Source organism: Phyllobacterium sp. T2-21, assembly GCF_055378485.1.
The window spans coordinates 2,039,572-2,057,110 of record NZ_AP027912.1 but is presented as its reverse complement, the minus strand read 5'-3'; the positions used below and the strand labels follow the sequence as shown (position 1 = coordinate 2,057,110).

Annotated in this window: 22 protein-coding genes and 1 tRNA gene; 10 read left to right on the top strand and 13 right to left on the bottom strand. The window is 58.1% G+C overall.

Going from position 1 to position 17,539, the window contains the following annotated elements:
- The first annotated feature begins 197 nt into the window (after positions 1 to 197).
- Positions 198 to 410, top strand: a complete 213-nt coding sequence (locus ACZ5FP_RS10345; RefSeq protein ID WP_464659970.1) for a hypothetical protein — start codon at positions 198 to 200, stop codon at positions 408 to 410.
- Here ACZ5FP_RS10345 and ACZ5FP_RS10340 read toward each other — a convergent pair.
- From ACZ5FP_RS10340 to ACZ5FP_RS10325, 4 genes are all read right to left on the bottom strand, one after another.
- Positions 388 to 1,188, bottom strand: coding sequence for an ABC transporter ATP-binding protein (locus ACZ5FP_RS10340; RefSeq protein ID WP_223615742.1), 801 nt, complete (start codon positions 1,186 to 1,188; stop codon positions 388 to 390). The two genes, ACZ5FP_RS10345 and ACZ5FP_RS10340, sit on opposite strands and share 23 nt — an antisense overlap.
- Before the next feature lie 13 nt (positions 1,189 to 1,201).
- On the bottom strand, positions 1,202 to 1,900 hold the full coding sequence (locus tag ACZ5FP_RS10335) for an ABC transporter permease (protein WP_346306002.1): 699 nt from the start codon (positions 1,898 to 1,900) through the stop codon (positions 1,202 to 1,204).
- 9 nt (positions 1,901 to 1,909) lie between these two features.
- The gene (locus tag ACZ5FP_RS10330; RefSeq protein ID WP_288193333.1) at positions 1,910 to 2,632 is read right to left on the bottom strand and encodes an ABC transporter permease; all 723 of its coding nucleotides are present in this window, start codon (positions 2,630 to 2,632) and stop codon (positions 1,910 to 1,912) included.
- A gap of 133 nt (positions 2,633 to 2,765) precedes the next feature.
- On the bottom strand, positions 2,766 to 3,605 hold the full coding sequence (locus ACZ5FP_RS10325; protein WP_464659968.1) for a transporter substrate-binding domain-containing protein: 840 nt from the start codon (positions 3,603 to 3,605) through the stop codon (positions 2,766 to 2,768).
- Between the two features lie 193 nt (positions 3,606 to 3,798).
- Here ACZ5FP_RS10325 and hutC point away from each other — a divergent pair, with 193 nt between their 5' ends.
- Positions 3,799 to 4,554, top strand: coding sequence for a histidine utilization repressor (gene hutC, locus ACZ5FP_RS10320; RefSeq protein ID WP_464659966.1), 756 nt, complete (start codon positions 3,799 to 3,801; stop codon positions 4,552 to 4,554).
- An 87-nt stretch (positions 4,555 to 4,641) separates the two neighbouring features.
- Here the strand turns inward: hutC and ACZ5FP_RS10315 are convergent.
- Positions 4,642 to 4,718 (bottom strand) — tRNA-Pro (locus ACZ5FP_RS10315).
- 209 nt (positions 4,719 to 4,927) lie between these two features.
- On the opposite strand from ACZ5FP_RS10315, the gene ACZ5FP_RS10310 reads away from it, so the two are divergent.
- Entirely contained in the window at positions 4,928 to 5,509 is a 582-nt protein-coding gene (locus tag ACZ5FP_RS10310) for a cysteine hydrolase family protein (RefSeq protein ID WP_464659964.1), read from the top strand.
- The gene (locus ACZ5FP_RS10305) at positions 5,494 to 5,871 is read left to right on the top strand and encodes a VOC family protein (RefSeq protein WP_464659962.1); all 378 of its coding nucleotides are present in this window, start codon (positions 5,494 to 5,496) and stop codon (positions 5,869 to 5,871) included. Before ACZ5FP_RS10310 ends, ACZ5FP_RS10305 begins: the two co-directional genes overlap by 16 nt.
- Positions 5,872 to 5,952: 81 nt before the next feature.
- Here ACZ5FP_RS10305 and ACZ5FP_RS10300 read toward each other — a convergent pair whose 3' ends face one another.
- From ACZ5FP_RS10300 to ACZ5FP_RS10290, 3 genes are all read right to left on the bottom strand, one after another.
- Positions 5,953 to 7,095, bottom strand: a complete 1,143-nt coding sequence (locus ACZ5FP_RS10300; RefSeq protein WP_464659960.1) for a diguanylate cyclase — start codon at positions 7,093 to 7,095, stop codon at positions 5,953 to 5,955.
- 129 nt (positions 7,096 to 7,224) lie between these two features.
- The gene (locus ACZ5FP_RS10295; RefSeq protein ID WP_464659958.1) at positions 7,225 to 8,079 is read right to left on the bottom strand and encodes a heparin lyase I family protein; all 855 of its coding nucleotides are present in this window, start codon (positions 8,077 to 8,079) and stop codon (positions 7,225 to 7,227) included.
- Between the two features lie 177 nt (positions 8,080 to 8,256).
- Complete coding sequence (locus ACZ5FP_RS10290) at positions 8,257 to 9,168, bottom strand: LysR substrate-binding domain-containing protein (RefSeq protein ID WP_464659956.1); 912 nt, start codon at positions 9,166 to 9,168, stop codon at positions 8,257 to 8,259.
- Between the two features lie 234 nt (positions 9,169 to 9,402).
- Here ACZ5FP_RS10290 and ACZ5FP_RS10285 point away from each other — a divergent pair, with 234 nt between their 5' ends.
- Both ACZ5FP_RS10285 and ACZ5FP_RS10280 read left to right on the top strand, forming a co-directional pair.
- Positions 9,403 to 9,594, top strand: a complete 192-nt coding sequence (locus tag ACZ5FP_RS10285; protein WP_464659955.1) for a hypothetical protein — start codon at positions 9,403 to 9,405, stop codon at positions 9,592 to 9,594.
- Between the two features lie 441 nt (positions 9,595 to 10,035).
- Positions 10,036 to 10,365, top strand: coding sequence for a VanZ family protein (locus ACZ5FP_RS10280; RefSeq protein WP_464659953.1), 330 nt, complete (start codon positions 10,036 to 10,038; stop codon positions 10,363 to 10,365).
- Positions 10,366 to 10,410: 45 nt separating this feature from the next.
- On the opposite strand, the gene ACZ5FP_RS10275 is transcribed toward ACZ5FP_RS10280, so the two are convergent.
- The gene (locus tag ACZ5FP_RS10275) at positions 10,411 to 10,989 is read right to left on the bottom strand and encodes an isochorismatase family protein (RefSeq protein ID WP_464659951.1); all 579 of its coding nucleotides are present in this window, start codon (positions 10,987 to 10,989) and stop codon (positions 10,411 to 10,413) included.
- 886 nt (positions 10,990 to 11,875) lie between these two features.
- Between ACZ5FP_RS10275 and ACZ5FP_RS10270 the strand changes: the two genes are divergently transcribed.
- Together ACZ5FP_RS10270 and ACZ5FP_RS10265 are read left to right on the top strand one after the other, a co-directional pair.
- Positions 11,876 to 13,006, top strand: coding sequence for a porin (locus ACZ5FP_RS10270; protein WP_464659949.1), 1,131 nt, complete (start codon positions 11,876 to 11,878; stop codon positions 13,004 to 13,006).
- A gap of 515 nt (positions 13,007 to 13,521) precedes the next feature.
- The gene (locus tag ACZ5FP_RS10265) at positions 13,522 to 13,698 is read left to right on the top strand and encodes a hypothetical protein (RefSeq protein WP_158531326.1); all 177 of its coding nucleotides are present in this window, start codon (positions 13,522 to 13,524) and stop codon (positions 13,696 to 13,698) included.
- Positions 13,699 to 13,786: 88 nt separating this feature from the next.
- On the opposite strand, the gene ACZ5FP_RS10260 is transcribed toward ACZ5FP_RS10265, so the two are convergent.
- On the bottom strand, positions 13,787 to 14,344 hold the full coding sequence (locus ACZ5FP_RS10260) for a fasciclin domain-containing protein (RefSeq protein ID WP_223615728.1): 558 nt from the start codon (positions 14,342 to 14,344) through the stop codon (positions 13,787 to 13,789).
- 183 nt (positions 14,345 to 14,527) lie between these two features.
- Here ACZ5FP_RS10260 and ACZ5FP_RS10255 point away from each other — a divergent pair, with 183 nt between their 5' ends.
- On the top strand, positions 14,528 to 14,779 hold the full coding sequence (locus ACZ5FP_RS10255) for a hypothetical protein (RefSeq protein WP_464659947.1): 252 nt from the start codon (positions 14,528 to 14,530) through the stop codon (positions 14,777 to 14,779).
- Positions 14,780 to 14,794: 15 nt separating this feature from the next.
- Positions 14,795 to 15,100 (top strand): hypothetical protein, encoded by a 306-nt coding sequence (locus tag ACZ5FP_RS10250; RefSeq protein ID WP_464659946.1) that lies wholly within the window; start codon positions 14,795 to 14,797, stop codon positions 15,098 to 15,100.
- Positions 15,101 to 15,430: 330 nt separating this feature from the next.
- Here ACZ5FP_RS10250 and ACZ5FP_RS10245 read toward each other — a convergent pair whose 3' ends face one another.
- The 3 genes from ACZ5FP_RS10245 to ACZ5FP_RS10235 form a co-directional block, all read right to left on the bottom strand.
- Entirely contained in the window at positions 15,431 to 15,988 is a 558-nt protein-coding gene (locus tag ACZ5FP_RS10245) for a MerR family transcriptional regulator (protein WP_403172928.1), read from the bottom strand.
- Positions 15,989 to 16,119: 131 nt separating this feature from the next.
- On the bottom strand, positions 16,120 to 16,440 hold the full coding sequence (locus ACZ5FP_RS10240) for an integration host factor subunit alpha (protein WP_091883889.1): 321 nt from the start codon (positions 16,438 to 16,440) through the stop codon (positions 16,120 to 16,122).
- Positions 16,441 to 16,563: 123 nt separating this feature from the next.
- A complete protein-coding gene (locus ACZ5FP_RS10235) occupies positions 16,564 to 17,535 on the bottom strand; it encodes a beta-ketoacyl-ACP synthase III (RefSeq protein WP_105735591.1) in 972 nt (323 codons plus the stop codon).
- Between the last annotated feature and the right edge of the window lie 4 nt (positions 17,536 to 17,539).

The window sequence follows — 17,539 nt, the reverse complement described above, 5'->3', positions numbered from 1 at the left end:
TTCCAATGTCGCCTCCGTGCGTTACCTTGAGAAAGACGCAATTTCAACGCAGCATCAGGCGATTAAATCAAGCTTCTCATACAAGTAGAATTTATAAACTACCGGTTGCATCCAACACATAAAATAATGGGTGGAAATGGTCATTGACGTTTTTAGATACCGATAATCCGAATTATTCAACGGCCGACGGCGAACTCATGCAGCAGGCGCTGGACGAGGCGGCAAGCACGTTGAAAATCGAGGATGACAACGATCCGGAACGGAAAACTCTGGAGCGTTTTGTCCGTGCCGCATTCATTATCGGCAACCGGGATGCCGAAGCGATAGCCCGATTTGCCGTGAATGCCGTACTCATCCGGCGGAAGGCTGCCAAAGGCAGAATCCGCCCTACCCCCGGAAATTACCGATAAACTGCCGGAATGCGGGCGAGGTCGCGCCGCTGAACATCTCCGCCGGCGAACCGTCGCAATCGATCAGCCCTTCGCGCATGAACACGACGCGGTTGGAAACATCCCGCGCAAAATTCATTTCATGGGTCACGACAAGCATCGTCATCCCCTCCTCCGCCAGCGAGCGCATCACCCGCAGCACTTCACCGACCAGTTCGGGATCGAGCGCCGAGGTGGGCTCGTCAAACAGCATGACCTTCGGTTTCATCGCCAGGGAGCGGGCAATGGCTGCCCGCTGCTGCTGACCGCCGGACAGATGGGCCGGATAGGCATGGCGCTTTTCCGCGATCCCCACCTTTTCCAGAAGCGCTTCCGCTTCTGCGATGCATTCTGCCCGAGGGCGTTTGAGCACGTGAACGGGGCCTTCGATCAGGTTTTGCAGGATGGTCATATGCGACCACAGATTGAACGACTGGAACACCATCCCGAGCTCCGCGCGGATATGGTCCACCTGCTTCGAACTCGCGGGGACATTCCTGCCGTGCTTCCTGACCATGTTGATATGTTCGCCATCCACCCAGATCTCGCCTTCATCGGCAATTTCGAGAAGATTGATGCAGCGCAGGAACGTCGATTTGCCCGAACCGCTCGACCCGAGAATGGAGATGACGTCGCCGTCATGGGCTTCGAGCGAAATCCCGCGCAGGACTTCCAGTGAACCGAATTTCTTGCGGATATTGCGCACGGAAAGCCGGTTGACGGTTGCTGCGGCGGGATCGGCGGAATGTTCATGCACCATAATACAAGGTTCCTTACGGCAAACGCGGAACAGCGCGCCGATGGTGGGAAAGCCGGTGTTCCAGCAGCGCCATGGCCTGCAGGATCAGGAAATTGAGGATGAGGTAGATCGCCGCCGCGCACAAAAACACTTCCATGGTGCGGTAGGTCTGCGAAATGAGACGCTGCGCCACGCCCGTGACCTCCCACACCGTCACGAGGCTGGCGAGCGCGGTCGATTTGACCATCATGACGATTTCAGTGGAATAGGCGGGAAGCGCATGGCGGAAAGCGATCGGTCCGATGATCCGCCGGACGAGCAGAAAACCCGACATGCCGATGGAGCGCGCGGCCTCGATCTCCTTGACGGAAACGGCCCGCAGACCGCCGCGAAATATCTCGGCGGTATAACCGGCCGTGCACAGCGCGAGGGAAAGCACGGCGCAGACAAAGGGTTCGCGCAGGAACGGCCAGAGAAAACTGTAGCGGATAAAGCCGAACTGACCGAGGCCGTAAAACACCAGGAACATCTGGATCAGCAGCGGCGAACCACGGAACACGAAAATGTAACCCTTGGCAAAATTGCTGAGGATCGGGTTTTTGGCGACACGCATCCACACGATCAGCAAGGCCAGCAGACCGCCGAAGAAGATCGAGAGGAAAAACAGCGCCAGCGTCATCGGCACCGCTGCCAGCAGGGTTTTCATGGTCTGGAAAATGAAGACAAAATCCATGACCGCTCCTCAGGCCTGACCAAGGGACGACGGCATGGAGCGGTTGGCGCGCCGCTCCGCCCGGTTGAACAGCCGGTCCGACAGGCTGGTCAGAACGAGATAGAGACAGCCGCCGGCAATGAAGAACAGGAAATATTGCCGGGTCGATCCGGCGGCGACCTGGCTCGTGCGCATCAGATCCGCCAGCCCGGTCACCGAAACCAGCGCCGAGTCCTTCAGGCTCAGCTGCCAGACATTGCCGATACCGGGAATGGCGAAACGCAGCACCTGCGGCGCGATGATGCGGCGAAAGCGCAGGCCGCGATGCATGCCGATGGCCTCTGCAGCCTCCAGTTCCCCCTTGGGAATGGCCAGAAAAGCGCCGCGATAGACCTCCGCCTGATAGGCGCCGGAGATGATGCCGACCGCCAGCGCGCCCGCGGCAAAGGACGGCAGTCCGAGAAAGCCTTCATAGCCGAGATAGCGACCGATGGCAGTGACGGCGCCCGATCCGCCGAAATAGATGAGATAGATGATCAGAAGCTCAGGAACACCGCGAAACACCGTCGTATAGGTGTTTCCGAGCGCGCTCAGAACCCTGTTTCCCGACAGTTTCGCCCAGGCAACCATGGTGCCGAGAACAGCGCCGAGAAGCAGGGCGACGATGGTCACGCACAGGGTCATCAGCGCACCGGCGATAAGCAGCCCGCCCCAGCCCTGCTGTCCAAATCCGAGCACCTCGATTATCCACATGCGCCGTGTTCCCGCTCCGCCCGGTTGTTCCGGTTTTTCAGAGTATAGGCGGGCATTGTCAGATGCTGCAAATGCCGCGCCTTTCTGACAATGCCCCATTCATCCACAGGGCGTTACCGCCTCGCGGCGATCGTCACGGGCTGACGTCGGTCTTGAACCACTTCATCGACAGGGTCTTGACCGTGCCATCCGCCAGGGCGGCGGTAATGGCCTTGTCGAACATGGCCTTCAGATCCGTATCGGCCTTGCGGATGCCCAGCCCCTCGCCGATGCCGAAGATCGTACCGCCGAATTCAGGGCCGGTGAAAACCAGCGCGCCGTTGGCCTTTTCGAATGTCGTGCCGAAATACACGGCATCGTCGAAGGCAAGATCGATACGGCCGGACTCCAGATCGAGATCGCGTTCGGCGCCGGTCTTGTATTCGCGCACGGTGGCGATGCTGCCGAAATTGTCATAGATGAACTTGGCATAGACGGTCGCCGCCTGGATGCCGATGGTCTTGCCCTTGAAGGCTGTCTTCATCGCCTCAATTTCGGCAACGCCGGTCTGCCCCGGCGTGAGCTTGAGAACCGAACCAGTTCCGGCCGCATTGGCCAGCGGGCTGTCCTTCTGGGTGGCAAAACCCGCATGGGTATTGGCATAGGGGATCGTGAAATCGATGACCTGCTTGCGCTCGTCGGTGATCGACAGCGCATCCATGATGACATCGAACTTGCCGGCGTTGAGCGCTGGAATCATGCCATCCCAATCGGAGGCCACCAGTTTGCACTCGACCTTCATCTGGGCGCACATATGTGCGGCCAGTTCCGGCTCGAAACCACCCAGCGTCCCGTCCGGATTGGTGACATTCCAGGGCGCATAGGCACCCTCCAGCGTGATCGTGACTGTCTTCCAGTCCTTCGCATGGGCCGCAGACATGGACAGCGCGGAAAGCGCCATCGCACCCGACAGCAGGAGCTTGTGTAGTTTCATCAGCCTTCTCCTCTTGAGGTTGGCAAGTGTTGAACCCGTGTTCCCGTGCCACACTGCGGTGGCTTTTGAGCTTTTGTCTTTTGGCAAGTTGTATATGGTACCTTATGACATCCCCTGTGCCGCGCAAGAGGGAAAGTCGCACAGCGAGGCAAATTCTGATCCTGCACAAGGAATGAGCAATGAAGGGCCTGCGATGACCGATGCCATGCTCAAGAAGCAACCCGCCACACGTTATGGTGCGCCGCTTTATGCCCATGTGAAACGGATGATTCTTGGCCGCATTCATAGCGGCGAATGGCCGCCCGAGCATCGCGTCCCGTCGGAGAACGAGCTGGTGGCCGGACTGGGCGTCAGCAAGATGACCGCCAACCGCGCCCTGCGCGAGCTTGCCAATGAGGGTGAGCTGGTGCGCATCCGCGGCGTGGGCTCGTTTGTCGCGGCGCGCAAGGGTTATTCAACGCTGTTCGAGGTGCGCAACATCGCCGACGAAATCATCGAGCGCGGCCATGTCCATGGCGCGTCAGTGGTTCGTCTGGCACGCGAAAACGCCACCTGTGCCGTCGCCGATGCGCTTGAACTGCCGTCCGGCGCACCCGTCTTTCACTCGGTGATCGTGCACTTGGAAAACGGCATCGCCGTGCAGATCGAGGATCGTTTCGTCAATCCGCGCGCGGCTCCCGATTATCTGGCGCAGGATTTTTCGGCGCGCACGCCCAACGCCTATCTCAGCGCAATTGCCCCGCTCAGCGGGTCGGAACATATCGTCGAGGCTGCCATGCCGTCGGCACGCGACCGCAAGCTGCTCGGCATTGCGCGCAGCGAGCCATGCCTTGCCATCCGCCGCCGCACCTGGTCGGGCGACACCGTGGTCTCGCTGGTCCATCTGGTCTATCCCGGCAATCGCTACCGGCTGGAATCGCGGACGGGTGCCACGCCGGAGAAGCTTTGACGGCGCTGCCAAGCAAAAAAGCCAGACCCGAGGTCTGGCTTTTTGGTAACCGATCTATCCAACCAATGATTGATCTGGCGGGATAAATGGTCGGAGCGGCCGGATTCGAACCGACGACCCCTTGACCCCCAGTCAAGTGCGCTACCGGGCTGCGCTACGCTCCGCCGGTGCCGAACCCCTAGAATACTGGGGTTTTTTTGGCAATAGCCGATTTGGAAGAAAAAGAACAAACTGCACACAAATGCACGGCGTGGGCGTTTTCGGCACGGACCATCCCACGGATTTCTTTACCTTCCCCACCCTTACCTCATACTCGCCGGGCTAAACGGGATGATTCGAATGCGGAATTCGGATTTCATTTTGGAGGACCGTCATGTTGATCGATTTCCAGGGCCGCTATATCGAGAGAGCGGCCCTCGTCGTTATGCACTATCAAGCCGACGTGTTTGCAATCCTGTTCGGGGAGCAGCCGTCGCCCTTGCTGGATCGGTGCAACACTCTGATCAGGCGCTGGCGCGCCACCGGCCGGCCGGTGCTGTTCCCTAACTTTTCGCTGGGTGAAGCCTATGAACACGCGCCGCCGGCAAGCAACCGCCAGATTTCGCCTTATATATCGTCCGGACATTTTCGCACCGGCCGCCCCGTTGCGGGGCTTGCGATCGAACCGGGTGACCTTTTCTATGCATGTCCGCGGGCCAGCGTTTTTCACGGCACGTCGCTCGACGCCGATCTTCGGACGCGCGGTGTAAGCACCCTTGTCATGGCCGGGATAAGCACCACCGGCGTCGTTCTTTCCAGCGTCACCTGGGCCAGCGATGCGGACTACGATGTGCGCCTGATCGAGGACTGCTGCTACGACCCCGACCAGGAGGCGCATGACGCTCTGTTCCGCTCCGGGTTCGGCGGACGCGTCCAGGCCCACACACTTCAGGAGAAGCCATGTTTGACCATGTGAAATTCGGCGTAAGCGACTATGCAGCCAGCAAGGCGTTCTACCTCAAGGCACTCGAACCGCTCGGTGTCGCTGTCATCGCAGAGGGGACGACACCGGCGCAGGGTGCCGAGCTCAGCCCAAAGGGCAAGGCCTCCCTGTGCCTGTACCAGACCGAGGAGAAGCCGGCGCATCTTCACCTGGCGTTCACGGCCGAGAATCGCCAGCAGGTCGACGCTTTCCATCGGGCGGCTCTGGCGGCGGGCGGCAAAGACAATGGCGCGCCGGGTCTGCGCCCGCGCTACCACGCGAACTACTATGCGGCCTTCGTCATTGATCCGGACGGGCACAACATCGAAATGGTTTGCCACGAACCCGAGGCCTGAGGGACGGCCATGGAAAGACAGGGCGAGCTAAGGTCCTCGCCCGTCTCAAATGGACAGGGGATATTTCGTATTCGGCTGGATCTAAAGTGCGATCGCGTGCCTGTTCTTTCCCGCAGCCTTTGCCTGGTACAAAGCTTTGTCGGCCTTATCCAATAAAACGCCGGCTGCACTACCGTGCCGCGGAGCAAGGGCAATTCCCATGCTGGACCCCACTTCCACGCTGCTGCCGACGTTCAAGCGGATGCGCTCGCCTATGTTTTCAGAGATTGACGCCGCAAACGCCGTAAGGTCCTGATCGTCCTCGCTCGCTTTCACAACCACAAACTCATCGCCGCCAATACGGGCCGCTGCGTCTTCGGGCCCGAGATTGGCTAAAATCCGCCTCGACACTTCATACAGCACCTCATCGCCGCTTGCGTGGCCGTATTGATCGTTGACGAGTTTGAAGCCATCCAGATCGAGGTAAAGCACGGCAAAGCCTGTCTGATCCTGCTGCAGCGCCGACAAACGATCATTGATGTGTGCCAGCAGGCCCGTGCGGTTCAGCAGGCCCGTCAGCGCATCTTCATTTGCCCGGCGCTCATTTTCGCGTTCAGCCAGCTTTGTCGCAATCAGCATCGCATTGAGCTTGTGCGAGGCCATGGCCATGCTGATGAGATAAAGCGGAATTTGCAGAAGCGTGACGTATAAGATCGGTTCGCCCGACAGCGCACCACCGAGGCAAGCAGGCCCAAGGCTCAAGATGATCATGACCGAGGCAAGACGCGGCGCGCCAAAATTGCGAAAGCAGATGCCCCCCACCATAGCGCCGGCGGACAGGCAGGCGAGCGTTGCCACCACCCAATCCCCGCTCATCATGCTGATGAAACAGCCGTAACCGACGGCGCCTGACCAGGCCAGAGCCAGCAGAATGTAAATGTCGGTAGGCGTGGCTTTGCCCGCTTTGGCATTCCTGTGGCTGATGAGCAGCACCACGAGCCTCGCGCTGCAGATCAGCAATTCACATCCCAGCCAGAAGATGAATTCCAGTCGAGGTATCCGGTATGCGATGAATGCCGATACCAGAATTGTATTGATAACGCCTCCGGCAAAAATCGGTAATGTTCCGAACAGGCTCGCAATCAATTCCGATCGAATATAGCCCGGCACATTGGATCCAGCATCGGCCAACCAGCGTGTCAGCCGCCATCTCGGTACACTGAATCCTGAAATATCCTCGCGCATAGGCACCTGCTCCGTTGTCGGCGAGATGCCTAGCGAAGAGTCGTCAAGAATTAGAGAATCCCGCGACAGTTCCGAACCAGATAGTTAGAAATGCCTTAAGATGTGAACAGCAGTGTTGATGACCGGGCATCATCGCATCGGCAACGGATTGTCCGACCACGAGGGATCGCCTGCCGGATTTGCGGACCAAAACCGGATGCCCGTGAAATCGATCGATTGCACATTGTCCGGCAGGGCATCACGATAAATGCCAAAGCGCGGCTGGACGTCGATAAACGGGCGGCCGGAATCATCGCGGACACCATGATCGGGATAACCGAGAAGCCCTGTATACGGATCGCAACCGCGCCCGTTGAGCCAGACCTGCACCTGGCTTGCCCCCTCCTTCAGGCTGGGCTTGATCATGACCTTCACATCATTCCAGTGGTCCAGGTCCAGGTGCCATGGACCGCATATTATTCTGGATTCCCCGAGATTGCAGTCGCTGGTTCCGCGCACCTTGACCAGGAAATCCGCCCCCGTGGCCGACGGGCGGGCCTCGACCTTGAACAGGGGATTGGCGGCGGGACACGCCCCTTGCGGCTTCTCGTCACGCGCCTGGATGTTCTGCTTTACCTGATGAATGACTGTCCGGTTGCCGATGCCCTGCCAGGGACGTTCAAGACGGAACCGGAAGCGGTACCAGGTCGGCGCATCGAACTTGACGACCTCCTTTCGCATCTGGATTTCCACGCGTTCCGTCGATTTTTCGTCGGACTCTTTTTCAACGGCGTCGCCCGGATGCACGGAGAGGCGCAACACCGGCCCGGAGGAAGGGGCAGCGCTGGAATCACAGGACAGGCGCGACCGCCATGCCCCCTGATCCAATTTCTTGCTGATCTTCCATAGGCTTGGGGGATGCTGCGGATCGGGTGCGCACAACTCGGCAAGGTCGCCTGACAGAGCCGGAGCCGCCTCCTGCGCTGCGGCTGACCCCACAACCATGACGCTTAGGCTGAAGAAAACACAAGCTATCCACGAAAGACGTGCGTTCACGAAACGAGCTCCCCCTGTCCCATATCCTCTCATTCCCTTGGTCATAAGCCGCAATCCCAATGGCAACATGACACAAAAGTATAAACCTGTATAAAACTGTACATTGCCTATGACGCTTGTCCTTGCTCAGGCAAATGTGCGGATCGCGGGATGTTGAAACCGGCGCAGATTGGCGCCGAGCTGTTCAAAGTCCTCTGTCCGGGGATCGCTGCGCCGCCAGGCCAGGACAATGGTGCGCGCATATCCGCTGCCCTGCAGCGGCAGGTAGTGCAGCCCATGAACGTCACTCACCGCAAGGACGGGCAGCAGGGTACATCCCTCGCCTGCAGCCACCATATATTTCAGGGTCTCCAGGCTGGTCGCATGCCGGTTCGTGGTGTCGATCTCCGCACAGGCGGCAATGGCCTGATCCCGCAGGCAATGCCCCTCCTCCAGCAGCAATCGCTCACGGGCGGACAGATCTTTCCATCCGGCACCGCCAGCCAGCGTTGCCGCATGTCCCTCGGGACAGGCCATCACGAACGGTTCGTGAAACAGCGGGATTTCGCTCAAGCCCGGCTCTCCTGATGGTGTCGACATGAGCACGGCATCAAGGTCACCGCGCAGCAGAGCCGTGACGAGGTCGTCGGTGCGTCCTTCACCCAGCACGAAGGCAAGCGCCGGGTAGTGCGCGCGCAAGCTCTGGAGAATGCGCGGGAAATAATAGGGGCCGAGCGTGGCGATTGCCGACAGGCGCAACGTGCCGCCGAAGGCCTCCGCGGAACGGACGGACAAATCCAGCAGCCGGCGCGCCTCCAGCACCACACGGCGCATCTGGTCAAGGAGTTCCTGACCCTGCGGCGTGACGATGACCCGCCGCGTCGTGCGTTCGAAAATCACCGTCTTCAGCCGGGTCTCGAGCTTGCTCACCTGTACGGAAAGCGAGGGTTGCGCAACCCGGCACTGTTCGGCGGCCTTGCCGAAGCTGCCCAGATCCGCAACCGCAATGGCATATTCCAGATCGCGAAGCGACAGGCCGGACAACGTCATGACGATCATGCTCCTTTCAATACAGGCCGATGGTCGAGCCACTTTCATGCGACTGGCCCATCGCACGGCCGGCATGACATACTCATAGTCTATGCCTATTAGAATATGACAATTCTTATATTATGCCAATGTATATCAGCGCGGTATATCGGACATGCCTGACAGGGCGCGCATGAGCGGCGCCCGGGGCAAACGAGCCAGGCCCGGTAGGGCCAAGGCATTTCCCGTTGTGTAAAGGAACGAATGATGACGACGAACGAGCAGATACCGGTCAAGGAGATGGAAGTCGCGGCCACGATCAAGGCGCTGAATGCCGCACTGTCCGAAGCGGGAGTAGAGGCCGACAAGATCATCTCGATCCATTTCGTCCTGGGGGTCAAGGCAACGGTCGGACAGCCGGTCGAAGACAGGTACCGGGTCCATTACCGCGGCTGAATGAACGACACGGGACGACGCGGGAAACATGACGGCTTGATTGTGACAAACGCCTTTGGCAAGTGAGCTTCGCTTGAGCAACCCAAGCATGGGGTCCAGTGCGTGCCCGCCCTCGCTCGGCGCTGCACTGGGCCTCGCCACAGGCGCATCCGCGCGCCGGCAGACATGCTGTCCCCGAGGCCGGACTGCATCTCAGTTTCGCCTCAGGTTCGGATAATCTCCTGCTCAGGTTCTCGTGTTATCACCCGCACGTTGTCACCTTCGGGCAACGGAGGCTCGGCATCCCATCACCCCCCGATGCCCCTTGCCGGGCCTCACCCGAAGGATACGGGTACCGCGCAGCGTGAAGTTTGCGCCCCCCGCACGCCGACATCCGGCTTTACCCTAAATTGCAGATTGTGACGGATTGGAACCAGGCGTTGAATGCGCTATGGGGTATGCATGAAGCTCATTCAAATCGCCGCCTGGCTGCTGTTCGCAGCCATACTTTTCATCACTGTCGACCCCATCAGCCTGCGGCCGGAGAGCGGCTTGCCGGTCAATGTCGAGCGCTTTGCAGCTTTTGCCGTGCTTGGCTTCGTCTTTGCGGCAGCCTATCCGCGGCGGTGGCTGCTCATCCTGGTTTTGGTGGTTGGCGCAGCTTTCGGTTTCGAGCTGGCGCAGATGCTTGCCCCCACCCGGCATGCCCGGCTGCTCGATGCCGTGGTGAAGGCGGCGGGCGGAGCCTTCGGGGTTGCCGCAAGCACGCTCTTCCTGCGCCTTTTGCGCTAAGGGGATTCGCCCTGCCATTTGCCAACGGCAAGCCCCGGAAGCATTTTACCTGCGGCGGGCCGTCTGGAAGCGGATATCGCCCGCGGCACCCAAAAGGATAATGTCGTCACCCAGCGACCATTCTGCCGCCCGCGCCGCCAACCGTGCGGGAACAGCCTCTGAATTGCCCGGACCAGCCGGCACATCGTAGGTTGCGTGGCCATCATGGGAAAGGATCACCGCAAATCCCTTTTCCAGCGCGGCTCGCGCTGTCGCCGCCAGGCACATTTCCGACAGCATGCCGCAGATCGCCATCGACCGGACACCATGCGCCCGCAGCATATTCTCGAGCCCGGTGCCATCGAAGCCATCATCTCTGGACTTGCGGATCACCGCTTCGCGCGACTCAGGCGGAAAGAACAATTGCCATCCATCGGTATTCGGCGCGTCAACCGCGCCGGCTGGACCGTCATTCTGCAGGAAGACAACCGGCACCTTGGCCGCGCGCGCATTCTCGAGAAGCCTTTTCACCGCACCCTGAAGCTGGACGCAATCCGGAACGGCTTCGGCTCCCGTGATGAAGGCATTTTGCACATCGACGATCACCAGAGCGTGGGCAGTTATCTCATCTTTTGTAAACGCCAAATCTCCACCCTCCTCCATCCGCAGCGCCAACCGATAGGACAGTCGCGCGCCGAGGTTTATTCACTGTTTCGTGTATGGCCAGCCCGGCATTTGAACACCGGATATATTCCAAACCACCCGGAATCATTGCATATAAGAGGTCTCTCAAAAAAAGTCATAAGACATGAGGGGTGTGGAACATGCGAACAAGAATTAAGTTTCTGGGACGACAGAGCTGCAAGGAAAAAATCATCGTTCAGGCGGAGGAGCAGAGTCGCGCTGCTCAGATGAATTTTCAGGATTGCACAGCCGATGTGCAGGCGCTCGTCAGGCGTATACGACGAAAGGCGAGAATTAAACTTCTGACATCACACAGATAATCCGCATTCCGGACATGGCATGTCACCCATGCATACCTTGCGGCTGGCTGCAGCCATTGTTGAATGGCGTATCAATTGCGCTCAGAATCAGCCACAACCAAGCTGCCCGCAAGGGCAAGGCGCGACTGCTATCAACTTAAGGATAGGGTCGGGCGGGCTGATTGACGTCTCACCCGCTGCCACGAACGGACGTGGCCGCCTCCAGACCAATGCCGGGCGGTCAGGCACGGGAAACAGCAGATCCACCAGATCGCCGGCGCCACGCAGCTGGCGGAAATACCAAGCGAAAACCTGATAATATTTACAAACCCTATCACAATTTTGTTACAATAGCATGATATGCTTGTACGTTAAAGTATTCATGGTGATTATACTTGATATTAACCCTGTGTTAACTTATAGTTGCAAATCCGCAACAATAAAAATCCCATCGCTCCCGGCATTAAAGATTTGTAATTTGACATTTGACTCTACGACCAAAGTCGCAGAATACCGAATTGTCACTACCAATCTCATGGAGAGCAACAATGAACATTAAGAGCCTGCTACTCGGCTCCGCTGCAGCTCTGGTTGCAGTAACTGGCGCGCGCGCTGCTGACGCAGTTGTCGTCGCCGAACCTGAAGCTGTCGAATACGTTCGCGTTTGCGATGCATACGGCAAGGGCTTCTTCTACATTCCTGGCACCGAGACCTGCCTGAAGATCGGCGGCTATGTCCGTTACGACGCCAAGGGCGGCGACAGCGTATACACCGGCGGCCATGTCAGCGGCATCAAGGGCTCAGACGGCTTCAACGAAGACACCTATTACAAGCGCACACGCGCCACAGTTCGTTTCGACGCCCGTTCGGAAACCGAACTCGGCACACTGCGTTCGTACATTGAAACACGTTTCAACTACACGAACGGTTCCAACAGCGGTGGCCTCATTCCTAACGCGTTCATCGAACTCGGCGGTTTCCGCATCGGTGTTGCTGACGAACTGTTCGGTTCGTTCACTGGTTATGCTGGCAGCGTCATCAACGACGACGTGATCAACTATCAGTCCGGCACTTCCAACCAGGTTAGCTACACGTTCGCAGCTGGCAATGGCTTCTCGGCCATGATCGGTGCTGAACAGGGCGAATCTGAATCCGACAACGACGGCGTTTCGCACGACTACCGCATCAACGATTACATGCCGCATGTAGTCGGCGGTGTGAAGTACGAGCAGGGTTGGGGCGGCATCTCGGCTGTTGCTGGTTATGACTCGGTTATCGAAGAATGGGCCGGTAAGGTTCGTTTGGACGTCAAGATCACCGACGCTGTTAAGGCATTCGTCATGGGTGGCTATCAGTCCAACTTCGACGACAATTACACGACCGGTCACGTCCGCAGCCTGAACTGGTTCGGCCGCTGGGAAGGCGACTGGGCTGTTTGGGGTGGTCTGTCCGCCAAGGTTTCGGATAAGGCAACTGTCAATGCACAGGTTGCATACGAATCCGAAGGCACCGTTGCTGGTACTTTGAACGTTGCTTACGAGCTCGTTCCTGGCTTCACGATCACGCCAGAAATCAGCTACACCAAGTTCGACGGTCATCGTAAGGATGTATCGATCGACAAAAACGGCGGCAACGACGATGCATTCGGCGGCATGATCCGCTTCCAGCGCAACTTCTAATCCTTAACAGGATTTGAAGATGTATCCGGGGCCCGTCCCCGGATACTCAGGCCTTGGCCCAACAAACATATGAATTGTGTTTGGCAATGGAGAAGGACTGCATTGCTGAACTGCGATGATGAGATCTCCAGTCACGTCATTTTTTGAAACGGTGGGCTTCGCGGCTCACCGTTTTTTACATGTGCGGCGTTGCACGCGCTGCACGCCGGCCGGATCGATATGTTGTGATTTGGAAACCGGCACGTTTCCCGCTATATTCCGCCCTGGAATGCAGGAGGTTACGGATATGCGTGATCTTGATTTCTTGCTTGCAGTCATTGTGATTATCTTGCTGGCGTACCAGACGAAACCGTCGCACCGGGTGTAAACGGCAAGAGTTGACTGACCTCTCCATAGAATGATCCAGGCAAGGATCGACTGTCCGTCGTATGATCCGGGAATATCCGTATACGAACCACAGCATTGGGCTTTCGGCATGGGCCGGGAGCGGAACGTCGTCAGGGAGCGAATGAACTATGGGAGAAGCGATTCTTCACACGCCGCACCATGCACAGCCTGCATCGCCCAAAACGATGCAAAAGGTGAGCAAACAAATTCCTAAAATTGCCTGTGACCCGACAAAACTCTCTTCAATCCTGCGGTTGGCCAAAGGTGGATTCAGCCACCGACGCTTCAAGCATGACACCAAGTAGGTTTTGACCGGAGAAACAAAAAGCCCGTTATCGGAACGCCGATAACGGGCATGCGGGGGTGTCGGCCGGAGCAGCGTTTGCCGCTGTCTTATTTTGGCAGGAGAACCTTGTCGATCACGTGAATGACGCCGTTCGACTGTTTGACATCAGCGATCGAGACATGAGCGACGTTGCCCTTCTCATCCTTGATCGAGATTTTGCCGCCCTTTTCGCTGACGGTCAGAATGCAGCCACCGACCGTCTTCACCTTGTGCGAGCCGCCGTCGTCCTTGATCATCTTCTTGATCGTCATGGACATGGCGTCAGCAGCCACCACATGGCAGGTGAGAACCTTGGTGAGCGTCGCCTTGTTTTCCGGTTTCAATAGCGTCTCGACAGTGCCCTTTGGCAGCTTGGCGAAAGCTTCGTTGGTTGGCGCGAATACCGTGAACGGTCCCTTGCCCTGAAGCGTTTCGACAAGACCGGCCGCCTTGACCGCGGCGACAAGTGTTGTGTGGTCCTTGGAGTTGACCGCATTCTCGATGATATTCTTGTTGGCATACATCGGTGCGCCGCCAACCATCGGGTTGTCCTTTGCCAATGCTGCTCCGCTCAGTGCTGTAACCGCCAAAAATCCGGCGAAAATACCTGCAGTCAATTTACCCATTGTATTGCTCCGCGTTTGCCTCCCCTTCCTGGGGAATGCAAACAAGAACGAGGGCTTGACCGGGAAAGTTTCCGGCAGGTGCATTTATTATTTTTCCGGGCGCTGACATTCGAACAAAACCCGGGGGGAACCGAAACGGCCCCTGCCCGTTATAGGCTTGTCATGCACAGGAGCATATGAAGAATGGCAATATTTTCCAAAACCACCGATGATATCCAGGACGACGTCGAGGCTCAGATCGCAGCCTTGCGCAAGGAAGTGTCGAAACTCACGGCCAATCTCGCCGACATGGGCGGCGAAAAGCTGGACGATGTGAAACGCGCTGCCACCAATCAGGTGCGCTATGCCGCCGATGCGGCCAAGGAAAACCCGCTGGCAACCCTTGCCATCGTGGCAGGCGCAGCCCTGCTCATCGGGCTTGTTTCAAGACGCTAACGAAGGGTGATGGCCATGGACAGTGCTGAACCAAGCCGCAACGACGAGGATCGCGCCCGTTTGCAGCGCGAAATCGAAGATCTGAAGCGCGATCTGGCGGCGCTGACGCAGTCGCTCGCCGACAAGGGCGTGCAACTGCTCGATGATCTCGAAGGCGATGATTCCTCGGCCTTTGAGGCCATCAAGGACGGCGGACGGCGGGCAGCGCATGCTGTCGGCCATCAGGCCCGCAAAATCGGCGGTATCCAGACGCAGAATTCCGTGTCGACGCTGATGGTCATTGCAGGCCTCGGCATCGTCATCGGTATGCTGGCCCGTTGAATCAGTTGCAAAATTTTTTCAAAATATTTTGGAACTTTTGGCCGATGGCGGCGTTTCCACAATACTGGTCCCCCAACCAGCTAGGCTGAACCCCACAGCCAACCCCAAATCCCAGCTTTCACTCCCCGTGGAAGCTGGGTTTTTTTGGCGGGAGCGCGGGTGCGTGGTTCGACAAGCTCACCATGAGGGAATTCATTTGATTGCAAGGCCAATCGGATACGTTGCAGCCTATGGCTCCCTGCAATCCTCAACCTCCTTCATGGTGAGCTTGTCGAACCACGAACAACCTTATTGCCAGCCTGCAACTCTGCAGCGAATTGCGCGGTGAACCTAACGGACCTGATCCAGCAGGCGCTTGCATTCCAGGAGGTCGAAAAGCGTTTCCTGCAGCAGGGTCCGGTTGTCCTTTGACAGCCGCTTGCCGTCGGCAGCCACCGGCCCGTCGTCGTCGCCCTTGATCAGGCCGAAGAGGCGCCGGCCATGGGACGATGATTTCGGCGATCCCATGATGGCGGCTTCTTCCGCCGCGTCGGCGCGTTCCTGCTCGGCGGAATGCGCTTCCTCCTCGCGAACGGCCGCCTGCTTCTGCTGGCTGATGGCTTCGGCGGCAGCGGTGTCGCCGCTGCCGAGCGCAATGATGAACTGTGCGCCATTTTCCCGCAAAAGCCGCTGCACGCCCTTGATCGTATAGCCCTGATCATACAGCAGATGGCGAATGCCCTTGAGCAGGTCGACATCGAGCGGGCGATAGTATCGTCGTCCGCCGCCGCGCTTCATCGGCTTGATATGGGTAAAACGCGTTTCCCAAAAACGCAGAACATGCTGGGGAAGATCGAGATCTTCAGCAACTTCACTGATGGTTCTAAAAGCGTCGGGACTCTTGTCCATGTTTTCACCCTTTCAGGAGAAAATCTGATTCGACGCCTATTTCAGCGGTTTATCAAGTGGTTTTCAAGTACAACGCGAGATTGCCCCACAGCAATCTCGCCCAGGGAGCCGAAGCGCCCTGCATAAATCCGCTATGCAGATTTCTTCTTGCGTGCCTGATGCGAACGCAAAATGCGCTGTTTGAGCACATTGGACGCCTTGAACGTCATGACCCGGCGAGGCAAAATGGGCACCTCTTCACCCGTTTTCGGGTTGCGGCCGATGCGTTCGTTCTTGTCCCGGACCTGAAACGTGGCGAACGATGACAATTTGACCGTTTCGCCACGAACAATGGCATCACATACTTCATCGAGAATGGTTTCGACGAGTGAAGCTGACTCCGTGCGTGAAAGCCCTACCTTGCGATAGACTGCTTCGGCCAGATCAGCGCGCGTAATGGTCTTACCCCCCATACGATCTCTAAGCTCTCGTTTGTTGCAAAACTATCAAGGTGGAAGCGGAAGTTATAGGATCAAATCCGATAGGGCAAGCAGGTAAAACAGTTGATAAAACAAACTGCTGACCCAACCGGACCATCACCACCGTAGCAGAACTGCACCCCACGTAAAGCCCCCGCCCATGGCTTCAAGAAGGACAAGATCGCCCTGCTTGATCCGCCCGTCGGCAACCGCTGTCGCCAGGGCCAGGGGGACGGACGCCGCGGAGGTATTGCCATGCTGGTCAACCGTAATGACCACCTTTTCCTCGGCAAGGTTCAATTTCTTGGCTGATGCGTCGATGATGCGCTTGTTGGCCTGGTGCGGAACGAACCAGTCGACATCCTCGGCAGTGATCCCGGCTTCCGAGAACGAGGCCTCGATCACGTCGGTGATCATGCCGACCGCATGCTTGAAAACCTCGCGGCCCTCCATGCGCAGGTGACCGACGGTCTGGGTGCTGGATGGTCCGCCATCCACATACAACTTCTGCTTGTGCGAACCGTCGGACCGCAGGTTGGCGGTGAGGATGCCGCGATCGGATGTCAGGCCGCGTCCCTCATTGCCCTCAAGCACGACGGCACCGGCGCCATCGCCGAACAGGACGCAGGTCGTGCGGTCATTCCAGTCGAGAAGCCGCGAGAACGTCTCTGAACCGATGACCAGAACGCGCTTGGCCATGCCGCCGCGAATGTAGAGGTCGGCAGTGCTGATGGCATAGACGAAGCCGGAGCAGACCGCCTGCATGTCGAAGGCAAAGCCATGGGTCATGCCGAGGCGTGCCTGGATATCGACGGCGGAGGCCGGGAACGTATTGTCGGGTGTCGAAGTCGCCAGAATGATCAGGTCGATGTCGTCCGGTGTCATCCCGGCATTGTCGAGCGCTGCGCGTGCTGCTGCCTCGCCCAGCGAAGCGGTTGTTTCGCCCTCGCCTGCGATATAGCGCTGACGGATGCCCGTCCGCTGCACGATCCACTCGTCGCTGGTTTCGACAATGCCTTCCAGATCGGCGTTCTTGACCAGACGCGCCGGTTTGGCCGCCCCTACACCTCTAACAACGGACCGGATCATTTAT

Coding starts and splice junctions, on each gene's coding strand:
- ACZ5FP_RS10290 (WP_464659956.1), bottom strand. CDS start 9,168: ATGATCGTCATGACGTTGTCCGGCCTGTCGCTTCGCGATCTGGAATAT.
- ACZ5FP_RS10325 (WP_464659968.1), bottom strand. CDS start 3,605: ATGAAACTACACAAGCTCCTGCTGTCGGGTGCGATGGCGCTTTCCGCG.
- hutC (WP_464659966.1), top strand. CDS start 3,799: ATGACCGATGCCATGCTCAAGAAGCAACCCGCCACACGTTATGGTGCG.
- ACZ5FP_RS10265 (WP_158531326.1), top strand. CDS start 13,522: ATGGGAGAAGCGATTCTTCACACGCCGCACCATGCACAGCCTGCATCG.
- ACZ5FP_RS10335 (WP_346306002.1), bottom strand. CDS start 1,900: ATGGATTTTGTCTTCATTTTCCAGACCATGAAAACCCTGCTGGCAGCG.
- ACZ5FP_RS10240 (WP_091883889.1), bottom strand. CDS start 16,440: ATGGGGGGTAAGACCATTACGCGCGCTGATCTGGCCGAAGCAGTCTAT.
- ACZ5FP_RS10285 (WP_464659955.1), top strand. CDS start 9,403: ATGATGACGACGAACGAGCAGATACCGGTCAAGGAGATGGAAGTCGCG.
- ACZ5FP_RS10340 (WP_223615742.1), bottom strand. CDS start 1,188: ATGGTGCATGAACATTCCGCCGATCCCGCCGCAGCAACCGTCAACCGG.
- ACZ5FP_RS10295 (WP_464659958.1), bottom strand. CDS start 8,079: ATGGTTGTGGGGTCAGCCGCAGCGCAGGAGGCGGCTCCGGCTCTGTCA.
- ACZ5FP_RS10280 (WP_464659953.1), top strand. CDS start 10,036: ATGAAGCTCATTCAAATCGCCGCCTGGCTGCTGTTCGCAGCCATACTT.
- ACZ5FP_RS10330 (WP_288193333.1), bottom strand. CDS start 2,632: ATGTGGATAATCGAGGTGCTCGGATTTGGACAGCAGGGCTGGGGCGGG.
- ACZ5FP_RS10255 (WP_464659947.1), top strand. CDS start 14,528: ATGGCAATATTTTCCAAAACCACCGATGATATCCAGGACGACGTCGAG.
- ACZ5FP_RS10310 (WP_464659964.1), top strand. CDS start 4,928: ATGTTGATCGATTTCCAGGGCCGCTATATCGAGAGAGCGGCCCTCGTC.
- ACZ5FP_RS10250 (WP_464659946.1), top strand. CDS start 14,795: ATGGACAGTGCTGAACCAAGCCGCAACGACGAGGATCGCGCCCGTTTG.
- ACZ5FP_RS10260 (WP_223615728.1), bottom strand. CDS start 14,344: ATGGGTAAATTGACTGCAGGTATTTTCGCCGGATTTTTGGCGGTTACA.
- ACZ5FP_RS10270 (WP_464659949.1), top strand. CDS start 11,876: ATGAACATTAAGAGCCTGCTACTCGGCTCCGCTGCAGCTCTGGTTGCA.
- ACZ5FP_RS10245 (WP_403172928.1), bottom strand. CDS start 15,988: ATGGACAAGAGTCCCGACGCTTTTAGAACCATCAGTGAAGTTGCTGAA.
- ACZ5FP_RS10305 (WP_464659962.1), top strand. CDS start 5,494: ATGTTTGACCATGTGAAATTCGGCGTAAGCGACTATGCAGCCAGCAAG.
- ACZ5FP_RS10235 (WP_105735591.1), bottom strand. CDS start 17,535: ATGATCCGGTCCGTTGTTAGAGGTGTAGGGGCGGCCAAACCGGCGCGT.
- ACZ5FP_RS10345 (WP_464659970.1), top strand. CDS start 198: ATGCAGCAGGCGCTGGACGAGGCGGCAAGCACGTTGAAAATCGAGGAT.
- ACZ5FP_RS10300 (WP_464659960.1), bottom strand. CDS start 7,095: ATGCGCGAGGATATTTCAGGATTCAGTGTACCGAGATGGCGGCTGACA.